Source organism: Qipengyuania sp. ABI-127-1 (assembly GCA_022953095.1).
Lineage (GTDB): Bacteria > Pseudomonadota > Alphaproteobacteria > Sphingomonadales > Sphingomonadaceae > Qipengyuania.
This window is the reverse complement of the sequence record JALJCR010000001.1, coordinates 519,559-537,045: the sequence shown is the minus strand read 5'-3', so window position 1 is coordinate 537,045 and position 17,487 is coordinate 519,559. Positions and strand designations below refer to the sequence as shown.

Below are 17,487 nucleotides of genomic sequence, written 5' to 3'. Positions count from 1 at the left end.
GATGGGAAGGACGCTGACAGGCTGGAAACCGCAGTTGGGCGGTTGGGGCTTGATCGACCTTAGAAACGCGCAATCGGTCGATCCGTTTTCCCTGGCCTCAGATGAACTCATTGAGGTTACCGACTGGGAACTACTTGATTTTGCAGTTCAAGTTGTCAAGCAATGGCTCCAAAGGAAGGGTTTCGAGATCATGTCCACTCACTCAAATCCCAACGTCGATCCGAACATCTGATTTGTCGGAGACAATGGACCCGAGTGGGTAATCGTACGAGCAGCGCGATATCCAGAAAAGGTGGCTCAGATCCCGAGCAACGTAGAGGCCATCGCTAAGCAATGCGAAGCTCTCAGTCACTTGGGGAATTTCGCATCTTTTGGCTTTGCGTTGGCGGAAAACGTTGAAAGGCCCATCTGGCGGGGACACGCTGCCGATGTCCAATTCGAAGGCATTAAGCCGATCTGATCCGGAAGCTCTCATTGCTCCACGCAGGTGTGCGATCTCTTGAAGAATCATGCGGCCATATTCGTGCTCGGCGGTCGCTTTTGGGGTGTAATATAGCCGCCGCTCTGCGCCAAAACACCAGACGTCCAGACCGGTAACGGCGTGGGCTGTAGACTGGAGTTCGTTCGACCTGAGGCCGGTCGGATTACGACTTCTTACCAGTCGTCGAAACTTTGAATTTTGCTCAGATTGGAAACCTCATTCAAGTGCGTTTCCAAGTGATGGCGTTCCTCATCCCAAACCGCAAACAGATGTTCTGCGCCAGAATTCTCAATGTTGTTTAATTCGAAATCGTACACATCGAGAAACAATTGCTCGTAGTACTTAGAGAGACGATTCTCCATGCTGGTGAATGTCACGTATAGCTGGGCATTCTTCGGCCATTTTTTTGACGTGGCTATCAACGCGAAGCTCAGCAAACCCTTTCCCGACATACACGCATAACATCGTGTAATTGCCATGGTCGTCGCAGGCGTCATAGTCTACCCACAGGTGATAGAGGCCTGTCTGACCACGGAGGAATTTAAGATAGAGCTTGTACGTTATGTTCCCAATACGAAGTTCGTCGTCGACCGGCAGTTCCGCACAAAATGCGCTCTCGTTCACCAACTCATGGGCAGAAATTGGCTGGCTTAGTTCTAAGAGCGCTATTTGATCGAACGCATCGTACTCTTGATTTTGACACGGGAAATCTTGTTCGATGCACTTTGTCATGATCGGCTCGACCTACTCAATATTGTATGTTCCTTAATAGGCGCCGGTGGCTTCCGAAATCAGCTCGGTTCTTGCAGCGACGAGCGCTCCCAATACTCGAGGGTATCGGGCCGACTGCTTCGATCCGGCGACCGCGCAAAGGATGCCTTTGACTGCCCCTGTCGATGGCACGTCCGCCTCCAACCAGTCAGCTCCAGACCAATAAGCGGTCACTTCAGGCGGTCCGAAATCCAGGCCTCCACTTCGTCTTCTGCCCATGCGACCGCATATCCACCCAGCTGCACGGGCTTCGGAAACTTGCCCTCGGCCATCCAGCGATAGATTGTCGAACGGCCAAGCCCGACGCGATGCTGAACTTCGGGCAGGCGAATGAGCCGCGTCACCCGCCGGGTTTCGGTCGCTCCTTTGTCTATCTCTTCACCCACGATGGCCTCCCTCGGCACCGGCAAAGACATCGCCAAGCAGCGCATCCTTGCGTTCGAGCTCGTCGATGTGGTCGGAGAGCAAGCGGGCGACGCGGTGCGCGGTCCCCTTGGCCCAGCGCGGCTTCACATCGTGAACCTGGTTGCCCAAGACACGCTCGAGCGCTGAAGGCAGTTCGCCGGAAAAGTCCTCGAAGAATTGCGCGAGGTCCGATTGCAGCCACGCAATCGCGTGATCGCCGCCGCTGACGAGGAACAGGAGCAGGTGTGCGTGCGGCGCGACGCCGCTCGCGGCAAGAATGCGCAAGGCTTCGCCGAGGCTGGCCGAGCGTTCGCCCGCAAGAACACGGCGCAGGGCATCCTTATGGATCTGCGCGTCGCGAGCGATGTCGCAGCGGGCACGGCCGCTGGCTTCGACGGCGGCCAAAAGCAGCCGGGCGAGGTCGGCGCGAACCTGTTGTTCGGCAAAGAGCGCCATGTTGGTCATCGACGAATCCTTATCTCCAGAGTGATCGACTCTCCGGCTAACCGCGAAGGAAGCCTGTAGGAAAACAAAAAGAACATTTAGAGAACATAGAGGAAGGAACGATCAGCTTCCTCCGACGATTCGCGCCAATTCCGGCCGCCGGCGCGCGTATCGCGGCTCGCTTCGCTCAGAAGCCGGCACAGTCGGCGCTGCTCCGCAATCAGCCTGCGCGAATCCCGGCCATCGCACCTTCAGATGTCGCTTTTTGCTTGGTCGGCAGCCCCAAAATCCAGTTCCCGATTTCCTACAGCCCGGCTCCGGGGAGAGGAAAGAACATACAGCGAACACATCGCTGGCTGATGTTCAATCCCTCGGAGTTTCCATCCATGACCACCAAGACTGCCCTTCCGGCCCTGCAGCGCACGCCCAACCGCGTTCGTGGCCGCGACTACATTCTTCCCGCCTGCGTGGCGCTGGCCTGCGCCGGTGCCGCCTATGCCGGCGCCGACACCACCTTCGATCCTGCGCTGCAGAAGTTCACCGATTTCCTCGAAGGTTCGGGCGGCAAGATCATCACCGTGCTCAGCCTTGCGGGCGGCCTGATCGGGCTTGCCTCCGGGCGCTTCTCGCTCGGCCAGGTCGCGGTGCCGGTTGGCGTCGGGATCGGTGTCGGCACCGGCGTGCCGATCGTCACCTCGGTCGTGACCGCGGTCATCTGATCAGCGGATCCGGTCACGACAGGAGGGCGGCATCATGGCCGACACGTACCTCGTTCCACGGCGGCTCGACGATCCGGAGCTCATAGGCTTCTGGACCATCGACGAGTTTGCAGGGATCCTCATTCCCTTCGCCTGGGGCATTCTCTCGCAGCATATCTTCATCGGCATCGGCCTGGCCGTCGGAGCCTGGTTCGCCTTGCGGAAGGCGAAGGCACGCGGCGCCGGTTCGGCACTGGTGCATGCTGCGTACTGGTACCTGCCCGGGAGCTTTCTCGGGCTGAAAGCCACGCCGCCCTCCCACTGCCGCCTGCTGGCGGGCTGAGGGAGGCGACCCATGCGAGCAGAATTCGCGCACGAACAGGCGCAGACCTACCTGCGGCAACGCAACCGCTTTGCCGTGCTGGCAGGTGTCCTTGGCGTCACCACGCTGGTCAGCCTCGGCGCCGCCGTGACCCGCGACGAGCAGGTGGTGCTGGTGCCGATTACCGCCGAGCGGATCACCGTCTCGAGCGGCGGGATCGACGCGCCTTATCTCGAGCTCGTCACCCGCGACACGGCGCTGATGCTCCTCAACCGGGCCCCGGAAAGCCTCGACTACTGGATGGCGAACATCCTGAAGCTCGCCGATCCCGCCGCTCACGGCCGCCTCAAGGCCGAACTCGTCCAAATCGTCGAGGAACAGCGCGGCTCGGACATCAGCCAGGCTTTCGTGATCGCGGAAATGCACGTTGATCCCAAGGCCCTGACCTCGACCGTCACCGGCACGCTCAAGACCTTTGTCGGCGCGCAGGTGATCGCGAGCCAGCGCCGCTCCTTCCGTTTCCGCTGGTCGAAGCGTGGTCTCAGCCTCGCGCTCGCCGGCTTTGAGCAACTTCCCACCGACAAGGAGGATTCCGGCCAATGAGCCTTCTCCCATCCCCCCTCGCTGCTGCGCTTGCCGGAACCGGCCTTGCCTGTTTCGCGATCGGCGCGACAAGGCGCCCCGATCCCGGGCTCAAGCTGACCGGCCTCGCCGTAATCGCCTTCGCGCTCGCGCCGGTCCCGGCGCATGCCGACCAGTTCGTCGAAGCGGCCGACAATGCGACCATCGACTGCGAACTCGCCCGCGGCGAACTCACCCGGATTGCGCTCATCGATGATGGCTTTGCCAATGTCTCGAAGATCGCGAGCGGCTTCCCCTACAACGATTTCCAGGTGACGCATGAGCCGGTGCGCGGAGACATCTATATCTCCGTGCCCCCGCAATTTGCCGCTGCCCGGGTCAGCTTCTTTGCGACCAGCAAGGCGGGCTATGTCTACAAGTTCGCCTGCCGCCTCGGCGGCGAGGAAGCGACCCAGCTCTTCATCACCAATCCCGCGCTCGCTAAAGCCGCGGCTACCGAATGGGAGACCGAGACCGGGCCGGAGGACGCCGCGATCCGCCTGATCGAGGCGATGGCAAGCGATGCCGTCCTGCCCGGTTTCACGGCCCGCGCCGAACTCTCCGCTCCGCGCCGTACTGGCGGGATCGAGGTCCAGCTGGTCGCCGAATACCAGGGCGATGAACTCACCGGACAGCGCTTCCTTGTACGCAACCTCGGCCAGGAAAGCCTTGCGCTTGGCTCCGAGCGCGAAGGTGCCGCAGGCGCGCTCGCTTTTGCCTATGGCCGCGATGCACTCGCTCCCGGTGAAGCGACCAGTGCCTTCCTAGTCTTTGCCAAGGGAGGACTCGACTGATGGCCGAGGCACCACAGAAGGACGCCGGAAAGAGGCCTCTGCCGGGCTCGCCGGAAGCGCGAGAAAGCGGACGGCGCAACCTCAATTCGCAGATCGCACAGCGCCAGAAGATGCTGCTCGCCGGGATCGGGGCCATCGCGCTCATCGGCGGCGGCATGTTCATTTTCGGCGGCGACGGCGACGAGGCTGGCACCGATGCCAATGGTGCGGCGACAATCGACACCGGCGGCCTCGTCAATCGTAACCTCTCGCAGCGCGAGTTCGTCGCGAGCTACGGTAACCGGCTCGATGCACAGGGCCGCGCGATCAAGGATCTCCAGCAGGCCCAGCTGCCGCGCCCCGAGATTGAGCAGGAGCTCGAAGCCCTGCGCAGCGAGAACGCGCAGATGCGCTCCGACGGCCAGGCGGCGATCGACGCGATCTCGGCCGAGAATGCCAATCTGCGATCACAGCTGAGCGAAGCTGCGAAGGCACCTGCCGCCGCGCCGCCACTGCCACCGCCACCTGCCTATGGACCCGGCGTCGGCACCGGCGGAGCTGTCCAGCCACCGCAAGGAGCGCCGGAAACGCAAGGCGGACAGCTCAGCCTGATGAGCTTCAGCGCGGAGACGGGCAAGGACGGCAAGCCGCGTGCGGCAGAGACTGCGCCAGCCTTGTTGCTCGAAGCGAGCCGCGATTACCTTCCGCCCAACAGCTACGCACCGGCAACGGTCATCGTGGGTGTCGATGCCTCGACCGGCGTTGCCAGCCAGAGCGATCCGCTTCCCGTGGTGCTCCGGATCACCGGTCCGGCCCGCTCGGTGATGCGCGGCAACAAACTGCTCACCACCGATATCACCGGCTGCCTCGTCAATGGCGCGGCGCGCGGCGATCTCTCGGCGGAGAAGGTCTACGTCAAGCTGGTGCGCATGACCTGCGCGCAACCCGGTGGGCGCTTCGCGGTGAGCGAGGTCAAGGGGTTCATCTCCTTCGCCGGAAAGTCGGGCGTGCGCGGCCGCGTGGTCAGCCGCGAAGGCAGCCTTGTCAGCCAGGCGCTGCTCGCCGGGATTGTGGGCGGCTTCGGCCGCGGATTTTCCGCCAACGCCAACGGCATTTTTACCGGCCAGGTCGGCGCCAACGGTCAGCGCGAGGCGCTGTCGCCGACCGACATTCTCGCCGGTGGCTTCGGCCAGGGTGCCGGCGAGGCTGCCGACACCGTCAGCCGATACCTCATCGAACGCGCCGAACAATACCAACCCGTCGTCGAGATGCCGACCGGCATCGAGGTAGAGATCGTCTTTCTCGACGGCGTCCACGTCAGGAGCCCCTCCAAATGAACTACAATGAGCACCGGCCGGGCCTGAAGGCCCGCGCCGCCCACCTTGCCCTTGCCCTTTCGAGCGCCGCCGCCGTGCTGACGCTCGGAGTCTCTGCCGTCACCGCTATGCCTGCGAGCGCTGCCGGCATGGCCAGCGATGTCGCGCAGGCACTGAAGCTGCGGCTGCCCAAGACCCCGATCGATGCGATCAGCTGCGACACGCTTGGCCCCTGGTGCGAAGTCGTCTCGAGCGACACGCTGTTCTACATCGACGAGACCGCCCGCTATCTCTTCGTGGGCCGGCTCTACGACATGGAAGAGCGGCGCGACGTCACCGCCGCCCGCTTGCTCGAACTCAATCCTGACCTGCTCGCGGCGGGTGCGGCGCGCGTAGCCAGCGACGCGCCGGCGGGACGCGACGAAGCTCCGATCCAGGCGGCTGCCAGCCATGTCGACCTCTCGTCGCTTCCGGCTGCAGGCGCGATCCACTGGGGCAACCCCAAGGGCGAACGCCTGGTCGTCTTCTCGGACTTCCAGTGCGGATACTGCCAGCGCCTGACCGCCGAACTCGCCAAGGCCAAGGTCCATGTCGAAGAGCGACCGATCTCGATCTTTGGCGCGGCAAGCCGCAAGATTTCCGAGGCCGTGCTGTGCGCGAAGGATCCGCCAAAGGCGCTGCATGCAGCCTACGCCGGCCAGGCGCCGGCGATCGGCAAGACCTGCAAGGACGCCAAGGCGCTCGATGCCAACGAAGCTTTTGCGAGAGCCAACGGGTTTGCCGGAACTCCGGTCATCGTGCGCGCCCGCGATGGGGCGGTGCTTCATGGCTACCGCGATGCCGCGGCGATCCGCCGCTTCGTCGCCGAAGGCAAGGGAGTGGCGCAATGAGCCGGCTTCCGATCCTTCGCGCCATGGTGCTCGCTGCGCCGCTCCTTTTGGCCAGTGGCTGCGCCAGCCTTGGCGACAACGTCAAAGGCAGCTTTGCCTGCCGCGCTCCCGAAGGGACCTGCGCGCCGACTTCCGCGATCGATGCCGGGGCGACCGGCATTGAAAAGGCTGACACGGTTGACGCGCATCGGACGGTGACCCCGACCGGCGAAGCGGTTCGCCGCCTGCAGGTCGTGCTGACAGGCTACCGTGACGCGGCGGGCCGCGACCATGAGGCGCGCGTCGTTCACCTGACGCTGCCCGAACAGGCAGGGACAGGCTGGCGCGCGCCGCAGGGCCGCCGCGAAGTCCTGCGCTCGCTGGCATCGACCATTGCCGCGACGCGCGAGAGCAACCCCGCAACCGATTTCCAACCGCCAAAAACCCAAGAGGCAGACACATTGCCGGAACAGCTGTTCATCCCCTCGCAGCCCGTTCCGGCGATGCCCGGCGCTGACGCGCCGGAGCCCGGGGGACCTGGCTCGTTTTCCCCTCCCCGCGAGCCGGTCCCCCACCCTGACATGACCGAAGGAGAGAGCCAGTGACGCTATCCCTTGCTGCCGCGCGCGACGCACTCTCGCGGGGCCTGTTTGCCGACACGGCTCGGCCTGAAAAGCCGCAGGCGCATTTCGGGCTCGATATGCTCTCGGACTGGCTGCCCTACCGGGTCTATGACGAGGGGGCGAAGCTCTACCGCAACGCCCGCTCCAAAGGCTTCGTGCTCGAAGTCACCCCGCTGATCGGGGCCGACGAACGGACCGGCGAGATCCTCGGCCAGTTCTTCTCCGAAGGCCTGCCGCAGGGCGCCTGCCTCCAGGTCCTGAACTTCGCATCTCCGCGGATCGGCAGCGTGGTCGGCCCCTGGTTCGCTCCGCGCTACGAGCAGGGCGGGATCTACGAGGCTATCGCCAGGGCGCGCACCAGGCGCCTTTACGATCTCGTCTGGAGCTCGGGCTCGGCGCATGCGCCCTTCCATGCTCGCAACGTCCGGCTGATCGTCTCGCTGGGCGTGCCGGTGCCCGGCAGTGTGACCGATGCCCAACTCTCCGAATGCCGCGAAGGGCTGATGGGCATGCTCCATTCGCTCGGCCTGCACGCGCAAGAGCTGCGTCCGGGCGGATTGCTGGCGCTGATCGACGAGCTTACTTCGCCGACCACCGCGCACGAGACCGACATCCATGCGTGGAACCCGCACGATACGCTCCAGTCCCAAGCGATCCGCCGCGACATCGAACTCGAGGTCGGCGACGATCGCCTGATCCTCAGGACCGAGCGCTTTCGCGAGACGGGCCGAGACGAGGAGGGCAATCCTGAAGTCGGCGAATGCTATCCTGACCATTTCGACGTGCGGCATTATGCCGTGCGCTCTACCCCTGAGCGCTGGGCACCCTGGGAATGCGCGCGGCTCATCGGCGACATGTTCACCGACAAGCTGCGCTTCCCCTGTCCAACGGCGACCATGCTGTGCCTGGTCTACCCCGACCAGGAAGCCGCCTCGGCGCGCGCTGGCTTCAAGTTCATGCGCACGACCAGCCTCAGCCAGACCAAGAGCGCGCGCTTTCTTCCCAAGCTCGCCGAACAGTCGGCCGAATGGCGCCACGTCCAGGCCGAACTCCAAGCCGGCAAGAAGCTCGTCAAGCTGTTCTACGGGCTCACCAGCATCTCGCCGCTCGGCCAGGGCGACGCGCACGAACGCATCATCAAGGCGATCTACAAGGCAGCGGGATGGGATTTGGCAGACGAGCGCTTCCTCCAGCTGCAGGGCCTCGTCGCTGCCTTTCCCTTGAGCCTTGCCGATGGCCTCGCCGACGACATGGCGCGGTTGAAGCGCCTCAAGACCATGCTCTCGACGACAGCGGCACATATCGCGCCAATGCAGGGGGAATATCTCGGCGGCGTGATCCCGCACCTCCTGCTCGTTGGCCGCCGCGGCCAGCCCTTCTGGTGGTCGCCGTTCGAAAACACTGCCGGCAATCACAATATCGCGATCTGCGGCAAGTCGGGCTCGGGCAAGTCGGTGCTGCTGCAGGAGCTCTGCGCCGCCTTGCGCGGCGCGGGCGCCAAGGTCGTGGTGATCGACGACGGGCGCAGCTTCGAGCATTCGGTCAAACTGCAGGGCGGACGCTTCGTCGAGTTTACGCTCGCCTCGGGCTTTTCCCTGAACCCCTTCTCGATGGTCGACGATGCCCGTGCGCACGAAGATGAGGATTACCGCCTCGACTGCTTCGCCATGGTCAAGGCGATCATCGGCCAGATGGCGCGCCCCGGAACCGCGCCGAGCGACACCGAGCGTGGGCTCATCGACCGGGCCGTAACCGCGACATGGGAGGCCCTGGGAAGCGGCGCATCGGTCGACGATGTCGCGCATACGCTCCATGGATCGGAAAGCGAGGCGGGCCGCGATCTTGCCACCGCGATCGCGCCCTTCTGCCGCGGCGGCAGCTACGGCGGGTTCTTTGCAGGCAAAGCGAGCTTCGCGCTCGACGATGATTTCACCGTCTTCGAGATGAGCGATCTCGCGTCCCGCGAGGAACTGCGCAGCGTCGTCCTTTCGGCGATCATGTTCATGACCAGCCAGGCAATGACCCGCTCATCGCGAGCGACCAAGAAACTGCTGCTGATCGACGAGGCCTGGGCCATGCTCAAGGGCGGGTCGATGGGCGAGTTCGTCGAGACCTATGCCCGCACCGCGCGCAAGTACGGCGGCGCGCTCGCGACCGCGACCCAGTCCCTCAATGACTATTACAAGTCCGATGGCGCACGCGCAGCGCTCGAGAACAGCGACTGGATGCTGGTGCTTCAGCAGAAGGCCGAGACGATCGCCGATTTCAGAGCGAACGCGCGGCTCGACATGGACGACCGCACCGAGACGCTGATCCGCAGCCTCAAGCGTTCGGGGACCGAGTACAGCGAGGTCTTCATCAAAGGTCCCGAGACCGAGGCGGTCGGCCGGCTCGTGCTCGATCCCTTCTCGGCGACGATCTACTCCTCCGATCCCGACACCTATGCCGCGATCCAGGAATGCGAGCGGCGCGGGCACAGCCTCGCCGATGCCATCCGCATCGTGGCGGGAGGCGGACAATGATGGTCTCGCATCTTGCCGACCGGACCCCTCCGGCCAACCACCGCAGCCTGCTGCCGTTCCTGCAAGGGAGCTGCTTCGTCCTCATCGAGACTGTGCGCTTTGCCGCGACCTCGCTGCTGATCGTGCTGGGATTGCCGCTCGCGCTGTTCCTGTTCGTTGCGGGCTGGGACCTTGGCGGCCTCTTCACCCAGCTCGCCAATCTGTCGGACCGATATCTCGAAGCCGACGGCCTGCGCCGCAGCCTGTTCAGCCAGGACCTCAAGGGCTGCTTCCTCGTCCTCGCTGGCGCTGTGACGCTGTTTCGCATGCCCCGCTTCCTGAGGCGGCTTGCGGCCGATCTCGACAACCATCCGGCCCGGGAGGCAAATCGTGACTGACACGCGCAGATTACAATCTTTTAATCGCCCGCTCTTTCTCAGAATTCTTGGCGTGCTCGCGCTCGTGATCGCACTGCTCTGGGCAGCCTGGGTCAGCCGCGAGCTGTCCGAGCCGCGCCAGCAGATCGTCACCGTCCGGCTTGCCGAGACCATCGCCGCATTCGTCGATGCCGAAGCGCGCGGGCAGCAGGATCCCGAAGCCAGCCAGGCGCGCGTGCTCGCCTTCCTCCAGGCGTCCGAGCGCGCTGTTGCGGAAATGGGGACCGGTGGCCGCGTGGTGCTGGTCGGTGAAGCGGTGCTCGCAGGCGATGCCCCCGATGCCACCGACGAACTGCGCGCACGGATCGCCCGCCAGCTTGGGCAGGGAGGCCGTCAGTGACGCACTTTGCCGCTCGTCTTGTCCGCACGATCAAACGGCCGTTCGTCCTGACCGCGCTGGTGTTGTTGCCGCTCGGATGGGGCGCGGTTGACGCCTTCGCAAAAGACCACGCCTTCCTCATCAATGCCAGCCCGAGCCTGCCCAACTGGGCGTTCTGGCTCGACAAGCACGCGCGGATCGAGCGCGGCAGCCTGATCTTCTTCGAGCCGCCGGCAAGCAGGCTCGTCGAAGTGCATTTCGGAAAAGGCGCGCAGCTCTTCGGCAAACGGGTGCTGGGCGTGCCGGGCGATGTCGTGAGCCACCATGGCCACGAGGTCTTCATCAACGGTCGCAAGATCGCCGCGCGGCTCGATGAGACCCGTCTCGGCATTGCGCTTCACAAAGGCCCCGAAGGAGCGATCCCAGAAGGCTGCTTTTACACCGGGACCAGCCATCCCCGCGGCCTCGACAGCCGCTACGCCGAGATCGGCTTCGTCTGCCGCGGCCAGATCCTCGGCAGCGGGAGGGCGATCCTGTGAGCAAACTCATCCTCCCCGCAACCCTGCTTGCAGTGCTGCTCTGTCCCGCCCCCGCGCTTGCGCGCGACTACGGCCAGCGCGGCACGGTGTTTCCCGTGATCGAGCGCGACCTCCTCGAACAGATTCATTCGCGCCTGACGCAAATGGAACGTTCGGGCGAGACCGCCCGGCTCAATGAAGACCTGAAGCGCCGCACGATCGCGCGGGTGAACCGGCCCGATCCTGTCGCCGGGATCGTCCGGGCCAGCGAAGCCCGGCGCTGGCAATTCGATCCGACGATCACGCTCGCTGCCGATATCCGCGGGGCAAAAGGCGAGCTGATCCATGCCGCCGGCACGAGGGTCAATCCGCTCGACAGCGTCGGCCTTCGCGCCGATCTCCTGTTCCTCGACGGCGACGATCCCGACCAGCTCACCTGGGCGCTCAAGCAGGACGCCAATGCCAAGCTGATCCTGGTGAAGGGCGCTCCGCTCGAGCTGATGAAGACCCGCCAGCGCCGCTTCTATTTCGACCAGGGCGGCAAGCTCACGGAGAGGTTCGGGATCAGGTCGGTGCCCGCACGCGTCCGCCAGCAGGGCCGCCTGCTGGAGGTCAGCGAAATCGTGCTGCCACCAAAAAGGAGGACAGCCCAATGACCCGCTTACGAAAGCTGGCGCTCGTGCTGGCTGCAATTCTTGGTCTCGCCACCGCAACGCCTGCCATGGCCGATGCCGGTCCGGGACGCTGCACCGGCAGCTTCGTCAACCCGATCACCGACATCTGCTGGTCGTGCCTGTTCCCGATCTCGATCGGCGGGTTGGACATCTGGCCTTCGAGCCGGCCCGATCCCGACAACCCCGACCTGCCGGTGTGCCTGTGCGGTCTGAGGCCCGGGATCGCCATGGGCTTCTGGGAACCGGTGCGGCTTGCCGATGTCAGCATGAAGCCGTGGTGCTTCGTGAATCTGGGCGGCATGAAACTCGATCCTGGCTTCGATATCGGCTTCCGCTCGATCTCGGGTCCATCGGCGGTAGGCGGCGCGAGCCAGTATTATTCGAGCTGGCACGTCCACTGGTATGCCTATCCGCTGATCTACTGGATGGAGATCGTCGCCGATTTCCTGTGCCTGGAATCGGGCTCGATCGACATTCTCTACATCTCCGAGATCGATCCGCTGTGGCAGGATTCCGAGCTCACGGCGATCATCAACCCCGAGGCCGTGCTCTTCGCCAACCCGCTGGCGCTCGCCGCCTGTGCGGCCGACTGCGTCGCCTCGACCGCGAAGCTGCCGATCGACGAGATGTTCTGGTGCGCGGGCTGCCAGGGGTCGATGTACCCGATGAACGGCAATGTCTCGGCCTCGATCGGGCACGTCCAGGCCTCGCGGCTCGTGCTCTCGCGCTTTGCATACAAGCTCCACCGCGAACTCGTCTTGTGGGGAACGATGGGGGCCAAGGGTCTGTGCGGCAAATATTTGATGCCGGTGATGCGCAAGCAGCAATACCGCTTCCAGGCCACCAATCCCAACCCGGCGACCTCGGGCCGTTACGCCTGCCCACCCATCGGCGCCTCCACCACCTTTCAATCGGCCGGACAGGTCATCCCCGCCATCGGCGAAGACATGGGATACCTCGTCTGGCGCAAGCGGAACTGTTGCGCGCTATGAACAAGCACCTCCTCCTTTTGCCTGTCGGCCTTGCCGTCACCCTCGGTGGCCTCGCTCTCGCCCAGAGCGCGCCCGAAGGCATCGACCTCGAAGCGATCCGCGAGCGCGCGGCCGAACATGCCGATGATGCGCAGGCGCTCAGCACCAATGTCCGCCAACGCGCCGAGGCGCTGATCGAGGATGCACAAGCTATCCAAGCGCAAGCGCAGGCCAATCGCGCAGCCTATGCGGACAGCATCAGGGCAATCGAGACCGACGCCGTCCTCGACTTCGACGCGATGATCGCGGGGCAAGCGGCCGCCGAGAAGGCATCGCTCGGGGGAGCCCCGCGCTTCATTGCCTTTGCCAGCCTGTCGATGCCGCCCGAGGCGCTGAAGGCGCTGGTCCACGACATGACCAAGGCCGGCGGCGTCACCGTGCTGCGCGGGTTCCCGCAAGGAAACAGCGAGGCGTTCAAGAAGCGCCTGGCTGCCATCTGGAGCAGCCGCGACGCGGCCGGTTCGCTCGGTATTGATCCAAGGCTGTTCCGCGCCTTCAACATCGAAGCCGCACCGAGCTTTGTCATGCTGAGCACTGAGTTCAATCCCTGCGACGGGTTCGATTGCACCAGCGAAGTGCCGCCACACGACCGTATCGCCGGCAACATCAGCGTAGGAAAAGTCCTCGAGACCTTTGCCTCGGGCAAGGGTCCGGGCGCCGAGCTTGCACGCCTCCATCTGCGCCAGCTCTCCAGGGATGAACGGCCATGACCGGCAGAACCCTTGCCAATCTTCTTGCCGCACTCGTCGCCCTCACAAGCGCGGCTTCCGTTGACGCTCAGACCCGCGATGCAGCAAGGGCTGACGGCAAGGACTTTGCCACCGAGCTGCTGGACGAGGCGCGCGAGGCAGCTACGACCAATCCCGACGCGGCGCGCGTTCCCAACTTCGATCCGCAAGCGACGCGCGACCTGCAGGATCTTGCGCGCGATCCCGACCAGATCGAGGCCCGCGCCCGCAGCGCCGCCACGACCAGCACGCCGATGCGGACGATCCGCGACAGCATGGATTCGCGTGCTCAGTTCGACCCCGACGAGATCGCCGACATGCTCGCGCGGAGCCGGACCATCAACGAGACCCCGCTCGATTACACCAGCGGCATGTCGGTCACCGGTAGCCAGGGGGCCTGCGTGCCGCTGCCGCCGGGATCGGCAAGTGCGGGCACCTATACAGCCACCTGCAACACCGGCTTTACGGCAACACGCGAGACAGGCACCTGCCAGGTCACGTTCGATGCCAGGGTCGAGGCCCGTGATGTCTACGGCTACTATTGCATCGCCGGGACCGGGGTCGATCCGTCGAGCCCCTATGCCTGCGATCACTACCAGGGACCGCAATGCCGCGTGGTCCAGTCCTGGGATATCCCGTGCGGCTACGACTATTACTCGGGCTATTACTGGGGCTGCTACGGAACGCTGCGCGTCGATCTGGTCAGCTGCAGCGAGCCGGTGCCGGGTGCCACCCCTTATACTGTGACCAGCGAGAATGTCGTCACCACGACGCGCAACGAGAGCCAGTGCTCGTCCTTCCTCGACAATGGCGAATGCACGCTCGATGCCGAGACCTGCACCGACAGCACTCCGCAGACCCGTATCGTTGATGGGGTCGAGGTCACGCAAAGCTGCTGGGCCTGGCAGCGCAGCTACAGCTGCGCGCGCCGGACAGCCGGGAACGACTGCAGCGAACTCGAAGCGAACGGGAGCTGCCGCTTCCTGCGCGAGGATTGCCTCACCGACGATACGCCGTGTTCAACCAGTGAGCGCGTTTACGAGTGCCCGCTTCCGGCAGGCGATAGCGGGGGCACACAATATGTCTGCGACGGCGATGTCTATTGCATCGACGGCAGCTGCGAAACGATCGAGCGCACCGCGAACGACGAGTTCAAGGATGCCGTCACCGCGCTCCACGCAATGGACGAGGCCCGCGGCCAGTTCGATCCTGAAACGCTGACGCTGTTCCGCGGCACGCGCAACACCTGCTCCTCCAAGGTCTTCGGGGTGCTCAACTGCTGCAAGGGCAAGGGCTTCCCGCTCATCCCCGGCATCAGCCTGCTGGTCGCGCTCGGCTGCAGCCGCGAGGAAGTGCTGCTCCACGAACGCGATGCGCAAGGGCTGTGCGCCTATGTGGGGACCTATTGTTCGGACAAGTTCCTCGGCGTCTGCCTGACCAAGAAAAAGGTCTACTGCTGCTTCGAGAGCAAGCTCTCGCGCATCCTGCAAGAACAGGGCCGCCGCCAGCTGCCCAAGCCCTGGGACAAGCCCAAGGAAGAGCAGTGCGAGGGTTTCACTCTCGACGAGTTCGCCCGGCTCGACCTCAGCCAGATGGATTTCAGCGAGGTCTATGCCGAGTTCACCGAGGCTGCGCGGCTTCCCGACGAGCTCGAGACTAGCATCCTCATCCAGCAGAAAATCGAAGACTATTACGCAAGGAGTGGCCAATGACGCGCCGCCAAACAGTTCCGGTGCTAGCGATGTGTCTCGCTGCACTGCTTCCCGTTCCGACAATTGCACAGGAAGCGCGTGAGGCAGAGCCAGCTGCCTCGGCAGACAGCCTCTACTGCGAGCAGCGCAGGCTCGGCTACTGGTTCTATTGCGTAAAGCCGGTGCCGACAGACGAGCCGCAGATGGCGCAGCCACCGGCCCAGGTAACCGCCACGCAAGAACTCGACGCGGTCACGGGAGAACTGCGCGAGCTCAAGGCACGCGCGATTCTCTATCCGACGCCGGAAAACGTCACCGCCTATATCCGCTTCCAGCGTGCCCAGCTCGACCGGGCTTCTCTATTCTCCGATGTCTGGCAGCGTGCAATCTGGCAGGATCCCGAGCTCGACTACACGCTCGAACGACCGGTCGGCGCGCTTGCCAAGAAGCAATGGCAGGACGCGCGCGCTGCCGACCGCGACGCGGTGATGGCCAGGCTTTCCGAACGCTATGGCCTGTTCTACTTCTTCGCCCAGACCTGCGGCGCGTGCGAAGTGATGAGCCCGATCGTGCGCTCGGTGGCGGACCGCTGGCATATCACTGTCCGGGCGATCTCGACCGATGGCGGACCGTCCCGGCACTTCCCCGACTACAAGGTCGAAAGCGGCCAGCGGCCGCGGATGGGGCTCGAGCCCGGCATTACCCCGGCGCTCGTGCTGTGGGACAGCGTGGCCAGGCGCCCGATCCCGATCGGATACGGCGTGCTTTCGGCCGACGAGCTGCAGGATCGCATCTACCTCCTCACCTCGAAGGAAGCCGGACATGATTACTAGCATCCGCAATGCGGCGCTCAGCTTGGCTGCCGCCAGCATGGCCCTGTCCCCACTTTCCGCAAACGTCGGCGACAGCATGGACCGGTTCATGGACGACATGGGCGCGGCGGCCAATGTTACTGGGCCAAGCGCGTTCGAAGGACAGTCGGCGGGCTATTACAGCCTTGGCAATGTCTGGACGCGCTTCCCGCAGAAGACGACCAACATCGCCAATCTCCAGCTACCGCGTGCCCGCGCTGGTTGCGGCGGTATCGATATCTTCGCCGGGTCGTTCTCCTTCATCAACGCGAGCGAGATGGTCGCGCTCTTGAAGGCCGTCGCCAACAATGCGGTGGGGTTCGCCTTTAGTCTGGCGATCGATACCGTCTGCCCCGAGTGCTCGAAGATCATGCAGGAGTTCAGCCAGAAGGCGCAGCTCATGAACAATCTCTCGATCAACTCCTGCGAGATGGCCCAGGGACTGGTCGGCGGCGTCTGGCCCAAGGGCGATCTCGCCGACAAGGCGATCTGCGAAGCGATCGGCAATTCTGAAGGCATCTTCACCGACTATGCCGCCGCCAAGCATGGCTGCGGGACGCGCGGCCAACGCGCCTCGACCAATGAGGGTGCCGGCGCCGACTATGCCGACGTCAATCCCGGTGTGCCGCGCAATTACACCTGGCATGTCCTCAAGCAGAGCGCCTTCTTCAACCCAGGTGGCAGTTTCGACCGCGATCTTGCCGAGTATGCGATGACGCTCATCGGCACGGTGATCTACGTGCCGCCCCGCGACGACGAGCCGGGCAAATTCGTGCCTTTCGCCGGTGACTCTTCCTCGACACTCGTCACCGCACTGCTCGACGGGACGCAGGGCCAGTCAGTGCGGGTGTTCCAGTGCGACGAGCCCGACCAGTGCCTCAACCCCACTTTTCAGCAGATGAGCCTGTCGAGCGCAAAGGCCATCCGGCCGCGCGTTGCCCGGCTCATCGGCAGCATGGTCGAGGCCATCCGCAGCGACACAGCGATTGGCGACGAGGAGAAGGAACTGCTCCAGGTGGCATCGGTGCCGCTCTACAAGATTCTAACCGTGCAGGCGGCCTATGGCCGCGGGATGGCAACCGACGACCGCGACACGCTGGCCGAGATCGCCAGCATCGATCTCCTCTATGCCATCCTCGAACGCATCACCGCTGAGGCCGGACGCTCGATGGCGAGCTTCATTGCGGCCGACGAAGCAAAGCTTGCAATCTGGCGCACGCAGGTCGCCGAGGTCCGGTCAAGCCTCGCCCAGCGACAAGCGACCGGACAGGCGCGGGTCTCGGCGATCATGCAGATCATCGAGAAGACCGCAATGATCGAGAACATGCTCGCCGTCTCGATGTCGCCGTCGATGGCCGCCGCGCTCGACTGGTCGCGCGGGATGCAGTCCCGCTCCATTGTTCCATAAGGGTCG

General features: G+C 64.2%; 19 protein-coding genes and 1 pseudogene. 18 read left to right on the top strand and 2 right to left on the bottom strand.

The features are described from left to right. Window position 1: 1 nt before the first annotated feature. Window positions 2–460 (top strand): annotated as a pseudogene (locus MUY37_RS02570) (DUF8840 domain-containing protein). Between the two features lie 962 nt (window positions 461–1,422). Here MUY37_RS02570 and MUY37_RS02565 read toward each other — a convergent pair. Together MUY37_RS02565 and MUY37_RS02560 are read right to left on the bottom strand one after the other, a co-directional pair. Beyond that, a complete protein-coding gene (locus MUY37_RS02565) occupies window positions 1,423–1,638 on the bottom strand; it encodes a helix-turn-helix transcriptional regulator (RefSeq protein ID WP_006834205.1) in 216 nt (71 codons plus the stop codon). Beyond that, window positions 1,631–2,122, bottom strand: a complete 492-nt coding sequence (locus tag MUY37_RS02560) for a hypothetical protein (protein ID WP_006834206.1) — start codon at window positions 2,120–2,122, stop codon at window positions 1,631–1,633. The genes MUY37_RS02565 and MUY37_RS02560 overlap by 8 nt, the downstream gene beginning before the upstream one ends. Before the next feature lie 365 nt (window positions 2,123–2,487). Here MUY37_RS02560 and MUY37_RS02555 point away from each other — a divergent pair, with 365 nt between their 5' ends. Genes MUY37_RS02555 through MUY37_RS02475 form a run of 17 tightly spaced genes read left to right on the top strand, consistent with a single transcriptional unit; the run spans window position 2,488 to window position 17,481 of the window. After that, a complete protein-coding gene (locus MUY37_RS02555) occupies window positions 2,488–2,820 on the top strand; it encodes a hypothetical protein (protein ID WP_499193880.1) in 333 nt (110 codons plus the stop codon). A gap of 34 nt (window positions 2,821–2,854) precedes the next feature. Further along, entirely contained in the window at window positions 2,855–3,142 is a 288-nt protein-coding gene (gene traL / locus MUY37_RS02550) for a type IV conjugative transfer system protein TraL (RefSeq protein ID WP_499193879.1), read from the top strand. A 12-nt stretch (window positions 3,143–3,154) separates the two neighbouring features. Then, window positions 3,155–3,724: a type IV conjugative transfer system protein TraE gene (locus MUY37_RS02545; protein WP_499193878.1), complete on the top strand. Its 570-nt coding sequence runs from the start codon at window positions 3,155–3,157 to the stop codon at window positions 3,722–3,724. Then, window positions 3,721–4,536 (top strand): type-F conjugative transfer system secretin TraK, encoded by an 816-nt coding sequence (locus MUY37_RS02540; protein WP_499193877.1) that lies wholly within the window; start codon window positions 3,721–3,723, stop codon window positions 4,534–4,536. Before MUY37_RS02545 ends, MUY37_RS02540 begins: the two co-directional genes overlap by 4 nt. Beyond that, complete coding sequence (locus MUY37_RS02535; protein ID WP_006834211.1) at window positions 4,536–5,852, top strand: TraB/VirB10 family protein; 1,317 nt, start codon at window positions 4,536–4,538, stop codon at window positions 5,850–5,852. Before MUY37_RS02540 ends, MUY37_RS02535 begins: the two co-directional genes overlap by 1 nt. Continuing rightward, window positions 5,849–6,721: a DsbC family protein gene (locus MUY37_RS02530; protein WP_499193876.1), complete on the top strand. Its 873-nt coding sequence runs from the start codon at window positions 5,849–5,851 to the stop codon at window positions 6,719–6,721. Before MUY37_RS02535 ends, MUY37_RS02530 begins: the two co-directional genes overlap by 4 nt. Next, entirely contained in the window at window positions 6,718–7,305 is a 588-nt protein-coding gene (locus MUY37_RS02525) for a hypothetical protein (RefSeq protein WP_499193875.1), read from the top strand. The genes MUY37_RS02530 and MUY37_RS02525 overlap by 4 nt, the downstream gene beginning before the upstream one ends. Further along, a complete protein-coding gene (traC, locus tag MUY37_RS02520) occupies window positions 7,302–9,845 on the top strand; it encodes a type IV secretion system protein TraC (RefSeq protein WP_499193874.1) in 2,544 nt (847 codons plus the stop codon). The genes MUY37_RS02525 and traC overlap by 4 nt, the downstream gene beginning before the upstream one ends. Further along, window positions 9,842–10,222: a hypothetical protein gene (locus MUY37_RS02515; RefSeq protein ID WP_499193873.1), complete on the top strand. Its 381-nt coding sequence runs from the start codon at window positions 9,842–9,844 to the stop codon at window positions 10,220–10,222. Before traC ends, MUY37_RS02515 begins: the two co-directional genes overlap by 4 nt. A gap of 52 nt (window positions 10,223–10,274) precedes the next feature. Continuing rightward, window positions 10,275–10,601 (top strand): TrbI F-type domain-containing protein, encoded by a 327-nt coding sequence (locus tag MUY37_RS02510; protein WP_499193872.1) that lies wholly within the window; start codon window positions 10,275–10,277, stop codon window positions 10,599–10,601. Next, entirely contained in the window at window positions 10,598–11,119 is a 522-nt protein-coding gene (locus MUY37_RS02505; RefSeq protein ID WP_499193871.1) for a S26 family signal peptidase, read from the top strand. Before MUY37_RS02510 ends, MUY37_RS02505 begins: the two co-directional genes overlap by 4 nt. Then, on the top strand, window positions 11,116–11,754 hold the full coding sequence (gene traW / locus MUY37_RS02500; protein ID WP_499193870.1) for a type-F conjugative transfer system protein TraW: 639 nt from the start codon (window positions 11,116–11,118) through the stop codon (window positions 11,752–11,754). The genes MUY37_RS02505 and traW overlap by 4 nt, the downstream gene beginning before the upstream one ends. Beyond that, window positions 11,751–12,764 carry a conjugal transfer pilus assembly protein TraU gene (gene traU, locus MUY37_RS02495; RefSeq protein WP_499193869.1) on the top strand — a complete coding sequence of 338 codons (1,014 nt, stop codon included), beginning with the start codon at window positions 11,751–11,753 and terminating at the stop codon, window positions 12,762–12,764. Before traW ends, traU begins: the two co-directional genes overlap by 4 nt. Further along, window positions 12,761–13,513 (top strand): type-F conjugative transfer system pilin assembly protein TrbC, encoded by a 753-nt coding sequence (trbC, locus tag MUY37_RS02490; RefSeq protein WP_499193868.1) that lies wholly within the window; start codon window positions 12,761–12,763, stop codon window positions 13,511–13,513. The genes traU and trbC overlap by 4 nt, the downstream gene beginning before the upstream one ends. Further along, window positions 13,510–15,243 (top strand): conjugal transfer protein TraN, encoded by a 1,734-nt coding sequence (locus MUY37_RS02485; RefSeq protein ID WP_499193867.1) that lies wholly within the window; start codon window positions 13,510–13,512, stop codon window positions 15,241–15,243. Before trbC ends, MUY37_RS02485 begins: the two co-directional genes overlap by 4 nt. Continuing rightward, window positions 15,240–16,055, top strand: coding sequence for a conjugal transfer protein TraF (locus MUY37_RS02480; RefSeq protein WP_499193866.1), 816 nt, complete (start codon window positions 15,240–15,242; stop codon window positions 16,053–16,055). Before MUY37_RS02485 ends, MUY37_RS02480 begins: the two co-directional genes overlap by 4 nt. Continuing rightward, a complete protein-coding gene (locus MUY37_RS02475; protein ID WP_499193865.1) occupies window positions 16,045–17,481 on the top strand; it encodes a conjugal transfer protein TraH in 1,437 nt (478 codons plus the stop codon). The genes MUY37_RS02480 and MUY37_RS02475 overlap by 11 nt, the downstream gene beginning before the upstream one ends. Window positions 17,482–17,487: the final 6 nt, after the last annotated feature.

Excerpts from the sequence above, each read along its gene's own strand:
- MUY37_RS02560 (WP_006834206.1), bottom strand. The coding sequence starts at position 2,122 with ATGACCAACATGGCGCTCTTTGCCGAACAACAGGTTCGCGCCGACCTC.
- MUY37_RS02555 (WP_499193880.1), top strand. The coding sequence starts at position 2,488 with ATGACCACCAAGACTGCCCTTCCGGCCCTGCAGCGCACGCCCAACCGC.
- traL (WP_499193879.1), top strand. The coding sequence starts at position 2,855 with ATGGCCGACACGTACCTCGTTCCACGGCGGCTCGACGATCCGGAGCTC.
- MUY37_RS02545 (WP_499193878.1), top strand. The coding sequence starts at position 3,155 with ATGCGAGCAGAATTCGCGCACGAACAGGCGCAGACCTACCTGCGGCAA.
- MUY37_RS02540 (WP_499193877.1), top strand. The coding sequence starts at position 3,721 with ATGAGCCTTCTCCCATCCCCCCTCGCTGCTGCGCTTGCCGGAACCGGC.
- MUY37_RS02535 (WP_006834211.1), top strand. The coding sequence starts at position 4,536 with ATGGCCGAGGCACCACAGAAGGACGCCGGAAAGAGGCCTCTGCCGGGC.
- MUY37_RS02530 (WP_499193876.1), top strand. The coding sequence starts at position 5,849 with ATGAACTACAATGAGCACCGGCCGGGCCTGAAGGCCCGCGCCGCCCAC.
- MUY37_RS02525 (WP_499193875.1), top strand. The coding sequence starts at position 6,718 with ATGAGCCGGCTTCCGATCCTTCGCGCCATGGTGCTCGCTGCGCCGCTC.
- MUY37_RS02515 (WP_499193873.1), top strand. The coding sequence starts at position 9,842 with ATGATGGTCTCGCATCTTGCCGACCGGACCCCTCCGGCCAACCACCGC.
- traU (WP_499193869.1), top strand. The coding sequence starts at position 11,751 with ATGACCCGCTTACGAAAGCTGGCGCTCGTGCTGGCTGCAATTCTTGGT.
- trbC (WP_499193868.1), top strand. The coding sequence starts at position 12,761 with ATGAACAAGCACCTCCTCCTTTTGCCTGTCGGCCTTGCCGTCACCCTC.
- MUY37_RS02485 (WP_499193867.1), top strand. The coding sequence starts at position 13,510 with ATGACCGGCAGAACCCTTGCCAATCTTCTTGCCGCACTCGTCGCCCTC.
- MUY37_RS02480 (WP_499193866.1), top strand. The coding sequence starts at position 15,240 with ATGACGCGCCGCCAAACAGTTCCGGTGCTAGCGATGTGTCTCGCTGCA.
- MUY37_RS02475 (WP_499193865.1), top strand. The coding sequence starts at position 16,045 with ATGATTACTAGCATCCGCAATGCGGCGCTCAGCTTGGCTGCCGCCAGC.